This window comes from Mycobacterium colombiense (assembly GCF_001953985.1).
Classification (GTDB): domain Bacteria; phylum Actinomycetota; class Actinomycetes; order Mycobacteriales; family Mycobacteriaceae; genus Mycobacterium; species Mycobacterium colombiense_B.
Genome location: NZ_MBEI01000051.1, coordinates 257,824 through 275,543 on the forward strand (window position 1 = coordinate 257,824; position 17,720 = coordinate 275,543).

Annotated in this window: 19 protein-coding genes; 7 read left to right on the plus strand and 12 right to left on the minus strand. The window is 69.5% G+C overall.

Annotation, left to right across the window (positions count from 1 at the left end):
* The 6 genes from A5732_RS14020 to hisD form a co-directional block, all read right to left on the minus strand.
* Entirely contained in the window at positions 1-801 is an 801-nt protein-coding gene (locus A5732_RS14020; RefSeq protein WP_076102506.1) for an inositol monophosphatase family protein, read from the minus strand.
* Positions 802-808: 7 nt separating this feature from the next.
* The gene (gene priA, locus A5732_RS14025) at positions 809-1,540 is read right to left on the minus strand and encodes a bifunctional 1-(5-phosphoribosyl)-5-((5-phosphoribosylamino)methylideneamino)imidazole-4-carboxamide isomerase/phosphoribosylanthranilate isomerase PriA (protein WP_065052459.1); all 732 of its coding nucleotides are present in this window, start codon (positions 1,538-1,540) and stop codon (positions 809-811) included.
* A gap of 82 nt (positions 1,541-1,622) precedes the next feature.
* Entirely contained in the window at positions 1,623-2,246 is a 624-nt protein-coding gene (gene hisH, locus A5732_RS14030) for an imidazole glycerol phosphate synthase subunit HisH (protein WP_075236460.1), read from the minus strand.
* Positions 2,243-2,863 carry an imidazoleglycerol-phosphate dehydratase HisB gene (gene hisB, locus A5732_RS14035; protein WP_076055176.1) on the minus strand — a complete coding sequence of 207 codons (621 nt, stop codon included), beginning with the start codon at positions 2,861-2,863 and terminating at the stop codon, positions 2,243-2,245. Before hisB ends, hisH begins: the two co-directional genes overlap by 4 nt.
* Entirely contained in the window at positions 2,860-3,999 is a 1,140-nt protein-coding gene (locus A5732_RS14040) for a histidinol-phosphate transaminase (protein ID WP_076102507.1), read from the minus strand. Before A5732_RS14040 ends, hisB begins: the two co-directional genes overlap by 4 nt.
* Positions 3,996-5,342, minus strand: a complete 1,347-nt coding sequence (hisD, locus tag A5732_RS14045; protein WP_076102508.1) for a histidinol dehydrogenase — start codon at positions 5,340-5,342, stop codon at positions 3,996-3,998. Before hisD ends, A5732_RS14040 begins: the two co-directional genes overlap by 4 nt.
* Before the next feature lie 95 nt (positions 5,343-5,437).
* On the opposite strand from hisD, the gene A5732_RS14050 reads away from it, so the two are divergent.
* Complete coding sequence (locus A5732_RS14050; protein ID WP_064952749.1) at positions 5,438-5,851, plus strand: nitroreductase family deazaflavin-dependent oxidoreductase; 414 nt, start codon at positions 5,438-5,440, stop codon at positions 5,849-5,851.
* A 101-nt stretch (positions 5,852-5,952) separates the two neighbouring features.
* Here the strand turns inward: A5732_RS14050 and nadC are convergent, their stop codons facing one another.
* Genes nadC through nadA form a run of 3 tightly spaced genes read right to left on the minus strand, consistent with a single transcriptional unit; the run spans position 5,953 to position 9,436 of the window.
* The gene (gene nadC, locus A5732_RS14055) at positions 5,953-6,813 is read right to left on the minus strand and encodes a carboxylating nicotinate-nucleotide diphosphorylase (protein ID WP_076102509.1); all 861 of its coding nucleotides are present in this window, start codon (positions 6,811-6,813) and stop codon (positions 5,953-5,955) included.
* A complete protein-coding gene (locus A5732_RS14060) occupies positions 6,810-8,390 on the minus strand; it encodes an L-aspartate oxidase (protein WP_076102510.1) in 1,581 nt (526 codons plus the stop codon). The genes nadC and A5732_RS14060 overlap by 4 nt, the downstream gene beginning before the upstream one ends.
* A complete protein-coding gene (gene nadA, locus A5732_RS14065; protein WP_064952752.1) occupies positions 8,387-9,436 on the minus strand; it encodes a quinolinate synthase NadA in 1,050 nt (349 codons plus the stop codon). Before nadA ends, A5732_RS14060 begins: the two co-directional genes overlap by 4 nt.
* 46 nt (positions 9,437-9,482) lie before the next feature.
* Between nadA and A5732_RS14070 the strand changes: the two genes are divergently transcribed.
* On the plus strand, positions 9,483-10,208 hold the full coding sequence (locus A5732_RS14070; RefSeq protein WP_076102511.1) for an NUDIX hydrolase: 726 nt from the start codon (positions 9,483-9,485) through the stop codon (positions 10,206-10,208).
* A gap of 160 nt (positions 10,209-10,368) precedes the next feature.
* Positions 10,369-11,709 carry a lipase family protein gene (locus tag A5732_RS14075; RefSeq protein WP_076102558.1) on the plus strand — a complete coding sequence of 447 codons (1,341 nt, stop codon included), beginning with the start codon at positions 10,369-10,371 and terminating at the stop codon, positions 11,707-11,709.
* Here the strand turns inward: A5732_RS14075 and A5732_RS14080 are convergent.
* From A5732_RS14080 to bioB, 3 genes are read right to left on the minus strand one after another with little or no spacing between them, the layout of a single operon-like run.
* A complete protein-coding gene (locus tag A5732_RS14080) occupies positions 11,704-12,363 on the minus strand; it encodes a DUF2567 domain-containing protein (RefSeq protein WP_076102512.1) in 660 nt (219 codons plus the stop codon). The genes A5732_RS14075 and A5732_RS14080 overlap by 6 nt on opposite strands.
* Entirely contained in the window at positions 12,360-12,587 is a 228-nt protein-coding gene (locus A5732_RS14085; protein WP_064883538.1) for a hypothetical protein, read from the minus strand. The genes A5732_RS14080 and A5732_RS14085 overlap by 4 nt, the downstream gene beginning before the upstream one ends.
* 29 nt (positions 12,588-12,616) lie before the next feature.
* Positions 12,617-13,654: a biotin synthase BioB gene (bioB, locus tag A5732_RS14090; protein ID WP_076055194.1), complete on the minus strand. Its 1,038-nt coding sequence runs from the start codon at positions 13,652-13,654 to the stop codon at positions 12,617-12,619.
* 135 nt (positions 13,655-13,789) lie between these two features.
* Between bioB and A5732_RS14095 the strand changes: the two genes are divergently transcribed.
* From A5732_RS14095 to A5732_RS14110, 4 genes are all read left to right on the plus strand, one after another.
* A complete protein-coding gene (locus tag A5732_RS14095) occupies positions 13,790-13,981 on the plus strand; it encodes a hypothetical protein (protein WP_076055196.1) in 192 nt (63 codons plus the stop codon).
* Between the two features lie 111 nt (positions 13,982-14,092).
* Positions 14,093-15,925 (plus strand): hypothetical protein, encoded by a 1,833-nt coding sequence (locus A5732_RS14100; protein ID WP_076102559.1) that lies wholly within the window; start codon positions 14,093-14,095, stop codon positions 15,923-15,925.
* Between the two features lie 4 nt (positions 15,926-15,929).
* Entirely contained in the window at positions 15,930-16,307 is a 378-nt protein-coding gene (locus A5732_RS14105) for a hypothetical protein (protein ID WP_076102513.1), read from the plus strand.
* The gene (locus A5732_RS14110) at positions 16,304-17,668 is read left to right on the plus strand and encodes a hypothetical protein (RefSeq protein WP_076102514.1); all 1,365 of its coding nucleotides are present in this window, start codon (positions 16,304-16,306) and stop codon (positions 17,666-17,668) included. The genes A5732_RS14105 and A5732_RS14110 overlap by 4 nt, the downstream gene beginning before the upstream one ends.
* Positions 17,669-17,720 lie beyond the last annotated feature (52 nt).

The window sequence follows — 17,720 nt, forward strand, 5'->3', positions numbered from 1 at the left end:
TCAGTAGTCCTCCGGTCGGCCGGTGGCGCGCAGCATTTCCAGGATCTCGGCGTGCGCGGCGGGACCGCCCGCCAGCGCGGAATCCGAATCTGGAGTCCACGGCTCGCCGGCCAGGTCGGTGACGACGCCGCCGGCGGCGCGAACCAGCGCCACCCCGGCGGCGTGGTCCCACACGTGACCACCGAAACTTATTGCCGCGCCGAGTATTCCGTCGGCGACGAACGCCAGGTCAAGCCCAGTGGAGCCGTGCATGCGCAGTCGCGAGGAGATGCGGCTGAGGTTCTCCAGCACCGCGATTCGGTAGCGCCCCGGGAACCGGCCGCGCGCGTCCGCGCTGAACGACCCGGCGCCGACCAGGGCGTCGGCCAAATCGATGGCGGCCAGCGGCGGCTGCGGCACCCCATTCTTGCGCAACGGGCCGCCCGCCACCGCGGTGTAGCGCTGGTCGATGAACGGCAACCAGGTCAGTCCGGCCACCGGGTCACCGTGGTGCAGCAGGCCGAGCAGGATCCCGGCCATCGGCGATCCGGCCGCGTAGTTGAAGGTGCCATCGACGGGATCCAACACCCACACCCATGGCGAGTCGACTGCCGAGCCGCCGAATTCCTCGCCGTGCACCCCGATCCCGGTGGCCTCGACGAGGGCGGCGACCACCTCCCGCTCGATCGCGAGGTCCACGTCGGTGGCGAAGTCGTTGCCCTTCTTACGGACCGCGGAATCGGCGCGGTGCCCGGCAAGGAACGGTTCGACCGCGTCGTCGAGTATCGCCGAGGCCTGCGCCACCAACGTGTGCACGTCCATGCCGGCGCTACTCCGCCACCGCGGCGAGCGCCTGAGGCAAGGTGAATCGGCCCGCGTAGAGGGCCTTGCCCACGATGGCGCCCTCGATCCCGCGGCCGGTGAGGGTGGCGATGGCGCGCAGGTCATCGAGGCTGGACACACCGCCCGAGGCGATCACCGGGGCGTCGGTGCGGTCGGCCACGGATGCCAGCAGGTCCAGATTGGGGCCGCCCAGCGTGCCGTCCTTGGTCACGTCGGTGACCACGAACCGCGAACACCCTTGCCCGTCAAGGCGTTCCAGCACCTCCCACAGGTCGCCGCCGTCGGTTTCCCAGCCCCGCCCGCGCAGCCGGTGCGCGCCGTCGACGATCTGGACGTCCAGGCCAACCGCGACCTTGTCGCCGTGCTCGCTGATCGCCCGCGCACACCATTGCGGGTCCTCGAGGGCCGCCGTGCCCAGGTTCACCCGGGCGCAGCCGGTGGCCAGGGCGGCGGCCAGCGAAGCGTCGTCGCGGATGCCGCCGGACAGCTCCACCTGCACGTCGAGCTTGCCGACCACTTCGGCCAGCAGTTCGCGGTTGGAGCCGCGCCCGAACGCCGCGTCCAGGTCGACCAGATGGATCCATTCGGCCCCATCGCGCTGCCAGGTCAGCGCGGCGTCCAGCGCCGAGCCGTACTCGGTTTCACTGCCCGCCTTGCCCTGCACCAAGCGCACGGCGCGGCCGTCGACCACGTCGACCGCGGGCAACAAGATCAACACATTCCCTCCTGTGTGCCGAGACCGCAACGCGTTACGCGCATCCCCGGCTGTTGCTTGTTAGAAAGCGCTTTCGCGAGGCCCTTCACAATCCCTGGACCCAATTGCTCAACACGGCCGCGCCCGCATCCCCGCTCTTCTCCGGGTGGAATTGGGTGGCCGACAGCGGCCCGTCCTCGACCGCGGCCAGGAACGGGCCCTCGTGGGTGGCCCACGTCAGTACCGCCTCGGGCGAACCCTCCCACTGCTGGGCGGCGTAGGAGTGCACGAAGTAGAACCGGGTGTCGGCATCGAGTCCCTTGAAAAGGACGGTGCCGGGCCCGGATTCGACGACGTTCCAGCCCATGTGCGGAATGACCGGCGCCTGCAGTCGCGTGACGTAGCCCGGCCACTGACCGCATCCCTGCGTCTCCACACTGAATTCGACGCCGCGGGCGAACAGGATCTGCATGCCGACGCAGACGCCCAGCACCGGGCGCCCGGCGGCGATCCGCTCGGCGATGATGCGCTCGCCACCGATGTTGCGGAGCCCCGTCATGCAGGCCTCGTACGCGCCGACGCCGGGCACCACCAGTCCGTCGGCGGCGGCCGCGGCGTCGGCGTCGCCGGTCACCTCGACCGACGCGCCTACCCGCTCGAGCGCACGCTGCGCCGACCGGAGGTTGCCCGAACCATAGTCAAGGACAACAACTTTCTTGAGTGCCGTCACAGAACCCCTTTGGTGGACGGCACGTCCGACACCCGGGGGTCGGACTCGACCGCCTGACGGAGCGCCCGGGCAACCGCCTTGTACTGCGCCTCGGTGATGTGGTGCGGGTCGCGCCCATACAGGACACGCACGTGCAGCGCGATGCGCGCGTTCATCGCCAGCGATTCGAACACGTGCCGGTTGATGACGGTGTGATACGGCACCGAGTTGCCGGCAATGGTGGTGTGCTGCAGGTGATCCGGTTCTCCGCTGTGCACACAATAGGGCCGGCCGGACACGTCGACCGCCGCGTGCGCCAGCGTTTCGTCCATCGGGATGAAGGCGTCGCCGAACCGCCGGATGCCCCGCTTGTCGCCCAGGGCCTGGCCGAGCGCCTGCCCCAGCGCGATCGCGGTGTCCTCGATGGTGTGGTGTCCCTCGATTTCGACGTCGCCCTTGGTGCGCACGGTCAGGTCGAAACTGGCGTGACTGCCCAGGGCCGTGAGCATGTGGTCGTAGAACGGCACACCGGTGTCGATGTCGACCTGGCCGGTGCCGTCGAGGTCGAGTTCGATGACGATGTCGGATTCCTTCGTGCGGCGCTCGACGCGCGCACGACGGGTGGCGGTGGCTGTCACGGTGCTCCTACGGGGCTGGGGGTAACTGGTGCCAGTTCGGTGGAGGCGATCTGGGCGCTGGCGCGCAGGAAGGCGTCGTTCTCCTCGGCCAGTCCGGTGGTGGCGCGCAGATAGCCGGGGATGCCGACGTCGCGGATCAGCACGCCGGCGTCCAGATAGCGTTGCCAGGTGGCCGGTGCATCGGTGAATTCCCCGAACAGCACGAAGTTTGCGTCGCTGGGAATCACCCGAAAACCCATGCCGGCCAAGGCGGTTGAGACACGCTCGCGTTCGGCGATCAGCGTCGCCACACTGCCCAGGGTATCATCGGCGTGCCGCAGCGCGGCGCGGGCGGCCGCCTGGGTGAGCACCGACAGGTGATACGGCAGCCGCACCAGCAGCATCGCGTCGATCACCGCCGGGGTGGCGATCAGGTAGCCCAGCCGGCCGCCGGCGAACGCGAACGCCTTGCTCATGGTGCGCGAGACGATCAGCTTGGTCGGATACTCCCCCACCAGCTCGACGGCGCTGGGCTGCGACGAGAATTCGCCATAAGCCTCATCGACGATCAGGATGCCGGGCACCACGTCGAGCAGCCGCCGCAGGTCGGGCAGCGGAACACTCTGTCCGGACGGGTTGTTCGGGCTGGCGACGAACACCACATCGGGCCGGCGGTCGGTGATGGCGGCCACGGCGGCGTCGGCGTCCAGGCCGAAGTCGTCGGCCCGGGCGGCCTGCAGCCATTCGGTGCGGGTGCCGTCGGAGATGATCGGGTGCATCGAATAGGACGGGACGAAGCCGATGGCGGTGCGCCCCGGGCCCCCGAAGGCCTGCAGCAGCTGCTGCAGGATCTCATTGGAACCGTTTGCCGCCCAGAGGTTTTCGACTCCGAGCGCAACGCCGGTTTGTGCGCTCAGGTAGGCGGCCAGGTCGGTCCGCAGGGCCACCGCATCGCGGTCGGGGTAGCGGTGCAGGTCGGCGGCGGCCCGGCCCACCGACCGAACCACGTCGTCCACCAACGCCTTGCTCGGCGGGTGCGGGTTCTCGTTGGTGTTCAGACGCACCGGGACGTCCAATTGCGGTGCGCCGTAAGGCGATTTGCCGCGCAGGTCGTCGCGCAGCGGCAGGTCGTCGAGCGTGGGCCTCTCGATGCTCATCGCTCGAACCTCCGCCGTACAGCTTCGCCGTGCGACGGCAGGTCTTCGGCCTCGGCGAGCGCGATCACATGTCCGGACACGTCTTTGAGGGCCGCCTCGGTGTAGTCGACGACGTGGATGCCGCGCAGGAAGGTCTGCACCGACAGGCCGCTGGAATGCCGGGCGCTGCCCGCGGTGGGCAGCACGTGATTGGATCCGGCGCAGTAGTCGCCGAGACTCACCGGCGCATACGGGCCGACGAAAATGGCCCCGGCCGAACGGATTCGGCCCGCCACCGCGGCCGCGTCGACGGTCTGGATCTCCAGGTGTTCGGCGGCGTAGGCGTTGACCACGTCGACGCCGGCATCCAGGTCGTCGACCAGGATGATGGCCGATTGGCGACCGCCGAGCGCGGACGTCACCCGTTCGCGGTGCACGGTCGTCCGCAGCTGGCTGGCCAGCTCCGCGTCGGTGGCGGCCGCCAGGTCCGCGCTGGGGGTGATCAGCACGCTGCCCGCCATCTCGTCGTGCTCGGCCTGACTGATCAGGTCGGCGGCGACGTGCGCCGGGTCGGCGGTGTGGTCGGCCAGGATCGCGATCTCGGTCGGGCCGGCTTCGGCGTCGATCCCGACGTGCGACCGGCACAGCCGCTTGGCGGCGGTGACGTAGATGTTGCCGGGCCCGGTGATCATGTCGACGGGCGCCAGCTCGGCGCCGTCGAGGTCGGTGCCGCCGTAGGCCAGCAGCGCCACCGCCTGGGCGCCGCCCACGGCCCACACCTCGTCGACGCCCAGCAGCCGGGCCGCGGCCAGGATCGTCGGGTGCGGCAGGCCGTCGAATTGGGCCTGCGGTGGGCTGGCCACCACCAGCGAGGCGACGCCGGCGGCCTGCGCCGGCACCACGTTCATCACCACGCTGGAGGGGTAGACGGCGTTGCCGCCGGGCACGTAGAGACCCACCCGGTCAACCGGGACCCACCGCTCGGTGACGGTGGCTCCCGGGCCAAGGGTGGTCGTGACGTCGGTGCGACGCTGGTCGGCATGCACGGCGCGGGTGCGTTCGATCATCACCCGCAGCGCGTCGGCCACCCGCGCGTCCAGTTCGGCCAGGGCCTTCTCGAGCGCGGCGGCGGGCACCCGGACGGCCGGGGGCCGGACCCCGTCGAACGTGGCCCCGAACTCGAGGGCGGCTTCGGCGCCGCGCTCGGCGACGGCCTGCACGATCGGCCGGACCTTGGGCAGGACCGCCTCCACGTCGGCGCCGCCGCGGGGCAGCGCCGCCCGCAGTCGGGCCGCCGTCAACTCCGCGCCCCGCAGGTCGATACGGGCCATCGGCGACGGTTGGGTGGTGCTCACGGTGTCCATTGTCCCAGAGGATCTCAAGTCAATATCCGACCGGTACAGTGCCGGTATCGAGGCCATACCCCGCGCTAAAGGAAGAGCCGACCCAGGGAGCCGCCATGTCCGCGAAGGATCACCCGAACAATGCTCCGGGCATCCCGATGGTCTTCCCGCCCTGGTTTGAGCGCTTCCAGATCAAATACATCAACCCTGCGCTGAAGCCCATCGCGCGATACCTGCCCGGAACCGCGACGATCAAGCACCGCGGCCGCACCTCCGGCAAGCCCTACGAGACCATCGTGACCACCTATCGCAAGGGCAACACCCTGGCGATCGCCCTCGGCCACGGCAAGACGAACTGGGTGAAGAACGTGTTGGCCGCCGGTGAGGCGGACGTGGAGTTGAGCCGCAACCGGTCGCTGCACCTGATCAACCCGCGGATCCTGCCCGCCGGCTCGGATGGGGGCGGCCTGCCGGGGATGGCGCGCGTGCAGCTGCGCCGGATCGGGGTTTTCGTCGCCGACATCGCCTGAGGCCGGCGCCCGAAACGTCACGGCCCTCGTGGAGGGTGCGCTGGTGGCGGCGACACGCCGAGAAGTGGCGCCCGGGAGGCACACTCGACGGCCATCGCCACCTACATATCGAGGCCGATGTCGAGCACCCGCACCGAATGGGTCAGCGCGCCGACGGCCAGGTAGTCCACCCCGGTCGCGGCGTACGCGGCCGCGTTCTCCAGGCTGAGCCCGCCCGAGGACTCCAGCAGCACCGCGGGTGCCCGCGCGTCGCGGCGCTGCACGGCCATCTGCGTCTGCCACACCGGGAAGTTGTCCAGCAGGATGAGCTCGGGCTTCTCGGGCAGCACCTCGTCCAGCTGCTCGAGTGAATCCACTTCCACCTCGCACGGCAGATCCGGCGCCGCCTCGCGCACGGCCCGCAGCGCCTCGACCACCGATCCCGCGGCCACCACGTGGTTGTCCTTGATCAGGGCCGCGTCGCCGAGCCCCAGGCGGTGGTTGACGCCGCCACCGACCCGGACGGCGTATTTCTGCAGGACGCGAAGGCCGGGCAGGGTTTTGCGGGTATCGCGCACCTGGGCCTTGGTCCCGTGCACCGCGTCGACCCAGTGCGCCGTCGCGGTGGCGATCCCGGACAGGTGGCAGATCAGATTCAGCATGGTTCGCTCGGCGGTCAGCAGGCCACGGGTCTCGGCGCGCAGCGTCAGCACCGGCTGGCCCGGCTCCAGGCGGGCCCCATCCTCGACGCGGTCGACGACCTCATAGCCGCGGGCGTCGAGCACCTCGTCGAGCACCAGCAACGCGATGTCGATGCCGGCGATCACGCCCGGCTCGCGGGGCACCATCGACGCGGTCGCGACCGCCTCGGCGGGCACCGTCGCCAGGGTGGTGATGTCGGGCCCGTAGCGCAGGTCCTCGACCAGGCCGCGCTTGATGGTTTCGCGCGCGGCGGTCAGTTCACAGTCCGACATCGTGGTCATACGACCGCCGCCAACGCCTCCACCAGCACCGCGCTCTGGTCGTCGGCCAGGCGCAGCACGTTGCTGCGCCCCAGCTCCGACGCGGTCCGCGGATATTCCTCGCGATGGTGGCAACCGCGGCTCTCGGTGCGGGCCAGGGCCGCGGCCGTGACCACGCGGGCGGCGACGGCCAGCGCCACATCCTCGAAGTCGCGGCGGCCGGACACAGGACGCGGCGGTGCTTGCGACAGCAGGGTGGACAGCCGGGTCAGCCCGGCGGCATCGCGCACCACCGACGCGTCGCGGCTCATCGCGCGCTGCAGCTCGGCGCGTTCGGGCGCGGTGTGCACCAGCGTCTCGGGCGCGACCGCGTGCACCCGCCCGGTCGTCGCGGCGTGCGCGGCCGCCGATTTGCCGGCCCGCCCGCCGACCACCAGACCCTCCAGCAGGCTGTTGGACGCCAGCCGGTTGGCGCCGTGCAGTCCGGTGCGCGCCACCTCGCCGGCGGCGAACAACCCGGGCAGTTCGGTTTGGCCGTAGACATCGGTGACGATGCCGCCGCAGCTGTAATGCGCCCCGGGCACAACCGGAATGGGTTGCCGGACGGGATCGATGCCGGCGGCCCGGCAGGCGGCCGTCACCGTCGGGAACCGGTTGGCGAAGTCGCCGATGTGGCGTGCATCGAGGAAGACGCAGGCATCGCCGGTGGCCCTCAGCCGGGCGTCGATGGCCGCGGCGACGACGTCGCGGGGCGCCAGGTCGCCCATCGGGTGAACACCGGCTGTCACCGAATCACCTTGCCGGTCAATCAGTTTCGCGCCCTCACCGCGGATGGCCTCGGTGACCAGCGGGCGCCGCCCGCTGGCGGCATCGGGCGCGAAGAGCATCGTGGGATGGAACTGGATGAACTCGAGATCGCTGACCGCAACGCCGGCCCACAAGCCCAGGGCGATGCCGTCGCCGGTGGAGCCCTCGGGGTTGGTGGTCGCGCCGTACAGATGCCCGAGGCCGCCGGAGGCCAGGATCACCGACGGCGCGCTGATGATTCCGTATCCGTCGGGGGTGCCGACCAGGACGCCGGTCACGGCCGCCCCGTCGTGCAGAACCCGCAGCGCCACATGGCCGGTGCGGATGTCCAGGGTGCGCGCGGCGTGGTCGAGGGCGCGCTGCACCTCCGCGCCGGTGGCGTCGCCGCCGGCATGCACGATGCGACGGCGGGAGTGTCCACCCTCGCGGGTCAGCGCCCACTTGCCCGGCGCGGCTTCGTCGAAACGTGCTCCGTCGCCGACCAATTCAGCGACGGCCGCATACCCGTCGGCGACGATCGAGTAGACCGCCTCGGGGTCGCACAGGCCCGCGCCGGCGACGACCGTGTCGGCGACGTGGGCCTCCACCGAATCGTCATTGTCGGGCAGCACCACCGCGATGCCGCCCTGCGCGTAATGCGTCGCGGTCGCCCCGCGGGCCTGGTCGGCCTTGCTCAGCACGACGACGCTGCGCCCGGCGCGGTGCGCGGCCAGCGCGGCGGCCAATCCCGCGACGCCGGTACCGACGACGACGACGTCGGCGCTGTGCGTCCACTGGGGACGGGCGGTCACTCGCCACCGCCCGGCTGGCCGATTTCGATCATTCGCTGCACGCTGCGCCGGCCGGCGGCGGCGACGTCGGGATCGACATCGACCTCGTCGGCCCCCTCGACGAGGCAGCGCAGCAGCGCGGCCGGGGTGATCATCTTCATGAACTTGCAGGAAGCGCGGTCGTTGACCGCGCGGAAGTCGACTTGCGGTGCGGCCCGGCGCAATTGATACAGCATGCCGACCTCGGTGGCGACCAGCACCTTGCGTGCGTTGGTCTGGTTTGCGGCCTCCAGCATGCCGCCGGTGGACAGGATCTTCACCCGGTCCGGCGGGAAGGCGCCCTCGCCCGCGAGATACAGGGCCGAAGTGGCGCAACCACATTCGGGATGCACGAAGAGCTCGGCATCGGGGTTGGCGCGGGCCTGGTCGCCCAGTTCGTCGCCGTTGATCCCGGCGTGCACGTGGCATTCGCCCGCCCACACGTGCAGGTTCTCGCGGCCCGTCATCCGGCGGACGTGGGCGCCGAGGAACTGATCCGGGCAGAACAGCACCTCACGGTCGGGGTCGATGGACTCGACGACCTCGACCGCGTTGGACGAGGTGCAGCAGATGTCGGTGAGCGCCTTGACCGCCGCAGTCGTGTTGACGTAGGAGACGACGACCGCACCGGGGTGTTCGTCCTTCCAGGCCCGCAAGTCGTCGGCGGTGATGGAATCGGCCAGCGAGCAGCCGGCGCGCTGGTCCGGGATGAGCACGGTCTTGTCCGGGCTCAGGATCTTGGCCGTCTCGGCCATGAAGTGCACACCGCAGAACACGATGGTGTCCTCGGGCGCCTCGGCGGCGATCCGCGACAGTGCCAGTGAGTCGCCCACGTGGTCGGCGACGTCCTGGATCTCGGGCAGTTGATAGTTGTGCGCCAATACGGTTGCGCCGCGCAGCTTGGCCAGGCGGCGAACCTCGGCGGCCCATTGCTCATCACCGGCCACACCGGCGTACCCGGCGGGTGAATTGGTGATGTCGGCGATCATGCTTTCGGCGAGCGTGTCCATGCGATTGATAACCGTCATGGCGGCTCCTTTCAGCCCAGGAGGTTTTCGACTTATAATCGAAAACATGGCCCATGGTAGCACCGCTCATGAAGTGCTCGCGGTCGTGTTCCAGGTTCGCGAAGCGACCCCACAGGTTACGAAGGGATGCCGGACGGCGAAACCGCAGTTGAACGTGCTGTTATGGCAGCGCGCCCGGGAGCCGGAACAGGGCAAGTGGTCGCTTCCGGGCGGGCAGCTGCGCAACGACGAGGACATGATCACCTCGGTGCGGCGCCAGTTAGCCGAGAAGGTCGACCTCAAAGAGCTGGCACACTTGGAACAGCTTGCGGTGTTCTCCGACCCGCACCGGGTGCCCGACACGCGCGTGATCGCGTCCACATTCCTGGGCCTGGTGCCCTCCCCCGCCAGCCCCGAGCTGCCGCCGGACACCCGCTGGCATCCGGTGAACTCCCTGCCGCCGATGGCCTTCGACCATGGTCAGATGGTGGACAACGCCCGCACCCGGCTGATCGCCAAGCTGTCCTACACGAATATCGGCTTTGCCTTGGCGCCAAGGGAATTCGCGCTCTCCACGCTGCGTGATATCTACGGTGCCGCGCTGGGCTATCAGGTGGACGCGACGAACCTGCAGCGGGTCCTGGCCCGGCGCGGCGTCATCAGGGCCACCGGCACCATCGCACAATCCGGGCGCAGCGGCGGACGTCCTGCCGCGCTGTACCGGTTCACCGACGCGGCGTTGCGGGTCACCGACGAGTTCGCCGCGCTCAGGCCGCCGGGGCTGCCAAGCTAGGCTGACGGGAAGGTCTCATCGGGCGACGCCGGGCGATTCGACATTCAGTAGCGTTCTGACCTGGCCGGCGTGACGAGAAGTCGCTCACACTGCGGCGATTACGTTTTGGTTACCTGCCGTTCGTACGCGAGAATGCCGGGTGGCCACGAAGGGAGCCTCAATGGCTGAGCTCGGCAACCTGGTAGGCACGCAGGGCGCGGAATGGATCGCCCGGCCGCCGCACGAGGAACTGCAGCACAAGGTGCGTCCGCTGCTGCCCTCGGACGACCCGTTCTACCAGCCGCCGCTGGGCTTCCAGCACGCCGAGCCCGGAACCGTGCTGCGCTCGCGCGACGTCGAGCTGGCGTTCCTCGGCCTGGTCCCGCAGCCCATCAAGGCCGTCCAGCTGCTGTACCGGACCATGGACATGAACGGCGAGCCGGAGGCCACCGCCACGACGGTGATCGTCCCCGCCGACCTCGCTCCGGGCCAGTCCTGCCCGCTGCTGTCTTACCAGTGCGCGATCGACGCCGTCTCGTCGCGCTGCTTCCCCTCCTACGCCCTGCGGCGCCGGGCGAAGGCGCTGGGCGCCATCGGCCAGTTCGAGCTCTTCCTGATCGCCGCCGCGGTGGCCGAGGGGTGGGCCGTCTCCGTGCCCGACCACGAAGGCCTGCGCGGCCTGTGGGGCGCGCCGTATGAACCCGGCTACCGCGTCCTGGACGGCATCCGGGCCGCGCGCAACTCGGAGCGCCTCAACCTGTCCTCCACCGCCCCCGTCGGGCTGTGGGGGTACTCCGGTGGCGGACTGGCCAGCGCATGGGCCGCCGAGATGTGCGCCGAATACGCGCCCGAGCTGGACATCGTCGGCGCGGTGCTGGGCTCACCCGTCGGCGACCTGGGCAACACCTTCCGCAGGCTCAACGGCAGCTTCCTGTCGGGGCTTCCCGCGCTGGTGGTGGCCGCGCTCGCACACATCTATCCCGATCTGGACCGGGTGATCCGAGAGCACACCAACGAGGAGGGCCGAGCCCTGCTCGACTCGCTGGAGAAGATGACGACGGTGGAAGCCGTGGTGCGGATGGCCGGCAAGAACATGGGCGACTACCTCGACCAGCCGCTCGAGCAGATCCTATCCACCCCGGAAGTCACCTACGTCTTCGACCACATCAAGCTCGGTGCCGCCGTCCCGACTCCCCCGGTGCTGATCGTGCAGGCCGTGCACGACTACCTGATCGACGTCCACGACATCGACGTGCTCGCCGACGCGTATTCGGCCGGCGGCGCGCACGTCACCTATCACCGCGACGCCTTCAACGAGCACATGATGCTGCATCCGCTGTCGGCGCCGATGGCCCTGCGCTGGCTGACGGATCGCTTCGAAGGCCGCCCGCTGACCGAGCACCTGATCCGCACCACGTGGCCGACGATGTTCAACCCGATGACCTACGTCGGCATGGCCCGGCTGCTCAGGATCGCGGGCAAGGTCGTCACGGGCCGTAAGATCGGCCGCCGTCCGCTATGACACGGGGGCTTCCGCGGCACCTCCGCCTCCCACCGGCAGCGCTTCGGAAGACCTAGGCTCCGCCGGAAGCGCACCCAGGTCGTCACGGGCGTCCGCAGCCGCCCGCACGGCGTAGACCAGGGCCGCGATGCCGGCCGGCCACACCAGGGTCACCGCGATCTGCAGCGGACCGGTCGAGAAGAACACCGGCGGCGCCTGCGTGACGTACGCGACCGACGGGCTCTTGGTCAGCGGGACCGCATCGAAGTTCAGGGCGCCGTAGCTCAGCCGGACCAGCCCGGCCCCCACCGCCGAGGCCAGCGCGGCGGCCGCCACCATGCCGCCCGACAGGGCGATGACCATCGCCGGCCCGCGGTGCTCGCGCCACTGCCACACCCCGACCGAGGCGACCACCGCCAGCACGGTCAGCAGCCCCAGCAGCAGGGCCGGTGCCACGAAGAAGTGCTCGGACTCGTTGCCCAGATAGTCATGGACCCGCTCGCCCGAACGGGTGAGAGCCACCACGGCGCGAATCGGCGGGGCGATCCACGCCCACACTCCGCCGATCACCACGCCGGTGACCGCCGACCCCAGGGCAACGACCAGGAGCGCGCGCACCCGGGCCCGCCGTGAAACGGTGACGAGAGGCGCCTCGGTCTTGACCGGCTCGGTCACCGCTGCGTCTCCAGGTCGCCGGAATCGACCTCACCGTGCCTCGAGCAGCGCGCGCGCCAGCCATCGGGGCGAACCTGCACCACCATCCGGCGACCGCACGCCGCGCAGAATCGTGGAGGCTCGAGACCCAACTGAGCCGCTGTCGGCACTGAGGTGCCCCCTAATTCCCCGGTGTAGACGTTGTAGACGCCGGCGCTGACCGCAGCGCCCAAATCGCCAACCACAAGTCTCCAACCCTAGCCGCGAAGCCGGCCTACAAGCTGGCGTTGAGCCCCTTGAGGGGCATCTGCAGATCGTCCAGCAATTCCAGGTCGGATTCGGCGGGCCGGCCCAGCGTGGTCAGGTAGTTGCCGACGATCACGGCGTTGATGCCGCCCAGGATGCCCTTCTTGGCACCCAGGTCGCCCAGCGTGATCTCCCGCCCGCCGGCGAATCGCAGCATGGTGCGGGGCAGCGCCAGGCGGAAGGCGGCCACCGACTTCAGCGCCTCGCTCGCCGGCATGACCTCCAGGTCGCCGAACGGGGTGCCGGGCCGCGGGTTGAGGAAGTTCAGCGGCACCTCGTCGGGGCCGAGTTCGGCCAGTTCGGCGGCGAATTCCGCGCGCTGTTCCAGGGTCTCGCCCATGCCGAGGATGCCGCCGCAGCAGACCTCCATGCCGGCGTCGCGGACCATCGACAGCGTCTCCCAGCGCTCTTCCCAGCTGTGGGTGGTCACCACGTTGGTGAAGAACGAGCGGGCGGTCTCCAGGTTGTGGTTGTAGCGGTGCACACCCATCCCGGAGAGCTGCTCGACCTGCTCGGCCGTCAGCATCCCCAGCGAGCACGCGATGTTGATCTCGACTTCGTTGCGGATCGCCTCGATGCCGGCCGCGACCTGGGCCAACAGCCGCTCGTCGGGTCCGCGCACGGCGGCCACGATGCAGAATTCGGTGGCCCCGGACTTGGCGGTCTGCTTGGCCGCCTCGACCAGGCTGGGAATGTCGAGCCGCGCGCTGCGCACCGGCGACGCGAACAGCCCCGACTGCGAGCAGAAGTGACAGTCCTCCGGGCAGCCGCCGGTCTTCAGGCTGATGATGCCCTCGACCTCGACCTCGGGACCACACCAGCGCATCCGCACCTCGTGGGCCAGCGCCAGCAGCTCGTCGAGCCGGTCGTCGGGCAGTTGCAGCACCCGCAGCACCTGGTCCCGGCTCAATCCCTGGCCGTCGTCCAGCACCTGCTGCCGGGCCACCGCCAGGATGTCCTCGTCGTTGCCGGTTTCGGCCGTCGGTCGAGTTGCCGCTTGAGTCACCAGGTACTCCCCTTGCCTCTTTCTCGTGTCCGCGCGTGGGGACACATCTGCCACGTGTGATGGCAGCGGTGAATGAAAAGGTGTTCAAAGTAGGGTAACGGCCCAAGTACACGACCTACCTATGGGTATACGACCATGGTGACTCCGCACGTCGAATTCCTGGCCCACCACTACCTGCTGTTGGCGGCGCCGGCGTTCCTGCCTGCGGTGATCGTCGTCGGGGTGGTCTTGTACATCGCGCTGCGCGACCGCCGGGAAGGCCGGAGCACGACGGGCGCCGGCAACGACACTTCCCATCCCGACACGCCCGACAACGAGCGTGATTGACGAGCCCTGGATCGGGGCATTAAACAAACAATCACGTACCTACTTGGCAGTAATAGCGGTTGACGGAATCGGATCCTCCGGGGCAGCCCGGCGCGGTTGGGAGGCACGACGATGCGGTCGAATGAACTGGTGATTGTTGCTGAGGCACCCGCGCGTGGCGCGGGCCTGAACCAGGTGATCGGGCTATCGATCGCCGCGGTGGTGATCACCCTGCTATTGCTATGGCTGGGCCATGCCCATCGCACCCATCGCATTCATTGGTTGACGCGCCTCGCCGACAAACTCGGCGAAAAGTTCCACCGGCCGGGTTGGGTCGCCCTGCCGGTTCTGGTGTTCACCACATCCATCATCTGCGCGCTGTTCGGTTTCATCTGGGACGTCAGCTGGCACATCGGCAACGGTCGCGACCCCGGGCCGTTGGCCAATCCGGCGCACTACTTCATCATCATCGGATTGTTCGGCATCTTCCTGGGCGGAATGACGGCGGTCGTGCTGCCGTTCGACAAGCCCGGCCCGGCGGCGGTGCGCATCACGCAAAACTGGCACGCGCCCGTCGGCGGCGTGCTGATGGCCGGTTGCGGGCTGTACGCGATGATCGGGTTCCCGCTCGACGACATCTGGCACCGCATCTTCGGTCAAGACGTAACCCTCTGGGGGCCAACGCATTTGATGATGATCGGCGGCGCCTGCTTTTCGCTGTTCGCGGTGCTGATGCTGGAGCGCGAAGGTGAGGCCGCCGAAGGCGAGGATGTCTACCACGGCGTCTTCATCACCTTCCTGCGCTACCTGTCCTTCGGCGGGTTGTTCATCGGCTTGTCGGTCTATCAGATCGAGTTCGACTTCGGCGTTCCACAATTCCGCCTGGTGTTCCAGCCCATGCTGATCGCCGGCGCGGCGGCGCTGGCGGCGGTCGCCGCCCGCACCACCATGGGGCGAGGTGCGGCCCTGATCGCGGCCGTCTTCGCCATCGCGCTGCGTGGCGGGGTCGCCCTGCTGGTCGGGCCGGTACTCGGAGCCCCGATCAACTGGTTCCCGCTCTACCTCGGCCCCGCTCTGGTGGTCGAGCTGGTCGCGCTGACCCCGCTTTTCAAGCGCCCCGTCGTATTTGGCGCCGTCGCCGGTCTGGGCGTGGGCACCATCGGGCTGTTCCTGGAATCGCTGTGGATCTCGGCGGTGTACCACTACCCGTGGCCGATCAGCATGTGGGGCGAGGCGCTGGCGACGGCGGTGCCGGTGGCGATCCTGATGGGTATGTGCGGCGCCATGTTCGGCATGGTGCTCACCGGACAGCGCCTGCCGGGGCGCGCCATCGGCATCTCGATAATCGTGGTGACCGTTTTGGTGATCGGCGGCGCGGTGGCCAACGGCTTGCACATCCTGGTGCCGAGCAAGAACAACGCCGCCATCACGTTGACCGATCTGCCCAGTGCACCGGGGCAGCGCATGGTGTCGGCCGACGTGCAACTCCTACCCGCCGACATGGTCAGCGACCATCCGGACTGGGTGACGATCCTGTCCTGGCAGGGGCGCATGAATAACGACCGCGGCCTGGTCATCGACCGGCTCGCCAAGGTCGGGCCCGGGCACTACCGCTCCACCCAGCCGGTTCCGGTGTGGGGGGACTGGAAGACCCTGCTGCGAGTGCAGGACGGCCGCACAATGACGGCCGTGCCGATCTGGGAACCGGCGGACGCCGCCATTCCGGCCCCCGAGGTCCCCGCGCTGCCGTCGAGCACGCGGCCGTTCGTCCTGGAAGTCACCATCCTGCAGCGCGAACGCGACCAGGGCGCGCCGGCCTGGTTGTTCACCGCGGGCGGGATCGTGGTGCTGTTCCTGACGCTCACGGTGATCGCCGGGTTGACCTGGGGCGCCGGCCGGCTCAACAACTCCATCGCCGAGCCGGAACCGGTCGAGGACAAGCGGCCGATCCCGCGGGCGGCGTGAGCCCATGACACTTCGAGGCACACTCATCGCAGCGTGGGAGGCGGCGCTGGTCTGCGGCCTGGTCGGCTGCGGCCTGGTCGGCTGCGGCGGTTCGACCAGTAAGTCCCCGGCAGCACCGCTGATGATCGACGTGACGATCGCCAATGGGCAGGTCACCCCGACCAACGCCACGCTGCAGGCCAAGGTGCACCAGCAGATCACCCTGCACGTGACCAGCGACGCCACCGACGAGCTGCACGTGCATTCGACCCCGGATCACAAGTTCCAGGTCGCTGCCGCTCCCAACCAGACGTTCGGATTCGCCGTCGACGTTCCGGGCAACGTCGCGGTGGAGCTGCACCATCTGGACCGCACCATCGCAACGATCCAAGTGCAGTCGTGAGCTCCGCCGCCGCGGCGGTGGTGCTCGCGCACGGCCTCGGTGGGTCGGGTGACCTTCCAGTGCCCTACGCCTACGCGATGGTCGGGGCGGCATGGGCGCTGACCTTCACGTTCGCCCTGGTGGCGTTCGCGTGGCGGCGGCCGCGGTTCGATCCGCTGAAGCCGGGCCGACCCCTGCCGACGGCGGTGACGACGTTCGTCGACTCCCGGGTGACCCGGTGGTCGGCGGCCGCGCTGGCGCTGGTGTTTGCGGCGTGGGCGGTGGCCGCCGGGGTGTGGGGTCCCGAATCGGAGTCCAACGCGCTGCTCGGTGCGTTCTACGTGCTGCTGTGGGTCGGGCTGGTGGCGCTGTCACTGGTCATCGGGCCGGTGTGGCGGGTGATCTCCCCGATGCGCACGGTGTATCTGCTGCTGCGTCGCGTCGTCCCGGAGCGGCTCGGCCGGCCCCGGCTGTCCTACCCCGAGGGCTGGGGCTATCGGCCCGCCGCGTTCGGCCTGTTCGCCTTCGTCTGGATGGAGCTGGCCAGCCCGAACTCGGCGTCACTGTCGTGGGTCATGACGTGGATCGCCGCCTACGCCGTGCTGATGCTGGTCGGCGCGTGGCTGTGCGGGCAGCGCTGGCTGGCCCGCGCCGACCCGTTCGGCGTGTACAGCGTGGCCGTCTCCCGCCTCTCGCCCTTTCGGCGCAACCTGGAGACCGGAAAGATCGTCGTCGGAAACCCGCTCGACCATCTGCCGTCGCTGCCGGTGCGGCCGGGCGTCGTGGTGCTGCTGGCGGTGCTGCTCGGCTCGACGGCGTTCGACAGTTTCTCGTCGTCGCCGACGTGGCGCGGCTTCTCCGATCAGCTCACGCGTGAATTCGGCGCTCCCCCGACATTGGCGTCGTCGATACTGCGCACCGTCGGACTGATCGTCTTCATTTGCGTTGTGGCAGTAACGTTTTCACTTGCGGCACGCGCCACCGGCGGGGTCACCGCGGAGCGGCGCCGCGAATTGCCCGGCGAGATGGCGCATTCACTGATCCCGATCGTCGTCGGCTACATCTTCGCGCACTACCTGTCCTATCTGGTGGAGCGCGGACAGCAGGCGGTGTTCGCGCTGGCCGGCCCGTTCGGCCGCGGGTGGAATCTGCTCGGCCTGGCGCACCTGCACGTGGCCTACGTCTTGTCCATGCACCCGCCGGTGCTGGCCGCGGTCAAGGTGACCTGCGTGGTCACCGGGCACATCGTCGCGGTGATCGCGGCCCACGACAAGGCCCTGCGGCTGCTGCCCGCCGGCCATCAGCTCACCGGCCAGCTGACGATGATGCTGGTGATGGTCGGCTACACCTTCACCGGTTTGTATTTGCTCTTCGGGGGGTAGGCGTCGGGGCGTGCGCTTCCTAACGCCATCGCGAGAAGCGGCGCCGTGGCGT

What these genes read in the sequence shown, in the direction of transcription:
- A5732_RS14020 (WP_076102506.1), bottom strand. Translation starts at nt 801, where the DNA reads ATGGACGTGCACACGTTGGTGGCGCAGGCCTCGGCGATACTCGACGAC.
- A5732_RS14040 (WP_076102507.1), bottom strand. Translation starts at nt 3,999, where the DNA reads ATGAGCATCGAGAGGCCCACGCTCGACGACCTGCCGCTGCGCGACGAC.
- hisD (WP_076102508.1), bottom strand. Translation starts at nt 5,342, where the DNA reads ATGGACACCGTGAGCACCACCCAACCGTCGCCGATGGCCCGTATCGAC.
- A5732_RS14050 (WP_064952749.1), top strand. Translation starts at nt 5,438, where the DNA reads ATGTCCGCGAAGGATCACCCGAACAATGCTCCGGGCATCCCGATGGTC.
- nadC (WP_076102509.1), bottom strand. Translation starts at nt 6,813, where the DNA reads ATGACCACGATGTCGGACTGTGAACTGACCGCCGCGCGCGAAACCATC.
- nadA (WP_064952752.1), bottom strand. Translation starts at nt 9,436, where the DNA reads ATGACGGTTATCAATCGCATGGACACGCTCGCCGAAAGCATGATCGCC.
- A5732_RS14070 (WP_076102511.1), top strand. Translation starts at nt 9,483, where the DNA reads ATGGCCCATGGTAGCACCGCTCATGAAGTGCTCGCGGTCGTGTTCCAG.
- A5732_RS14075 (WP_076102558.1), top strand. Translation starts at nt 10,369, where the DNA reads ATGGCTGAGCTCGGCAACCTGGTAGGCACGCAGGGCGCGGAATGGATC.
- A5732_RS14095 (WP_076055196.1), top strand. Translation starts at nt 13,790, where the DNA reads ATGGTGACTCCGCACGTCGAATTCCTGGCCCACCACTACCTGCTGTTG.
- A5732_RS14100 (WP_076102559.1), top strand. Translation starts at nt 14,093, where the DNA reads ATGCGGTCGAATGAACTGGTGATTGTTGCTGAGGCACCCGCGCGTGGC.
- A5732_RS14105 (WP_076102513.1), top strand. Translation starts at nt 15,930, where the DNA reads ATGACACTTCGAGGCACACTCATCGCAGCGTGGGAGGCGGCGCTGGTC.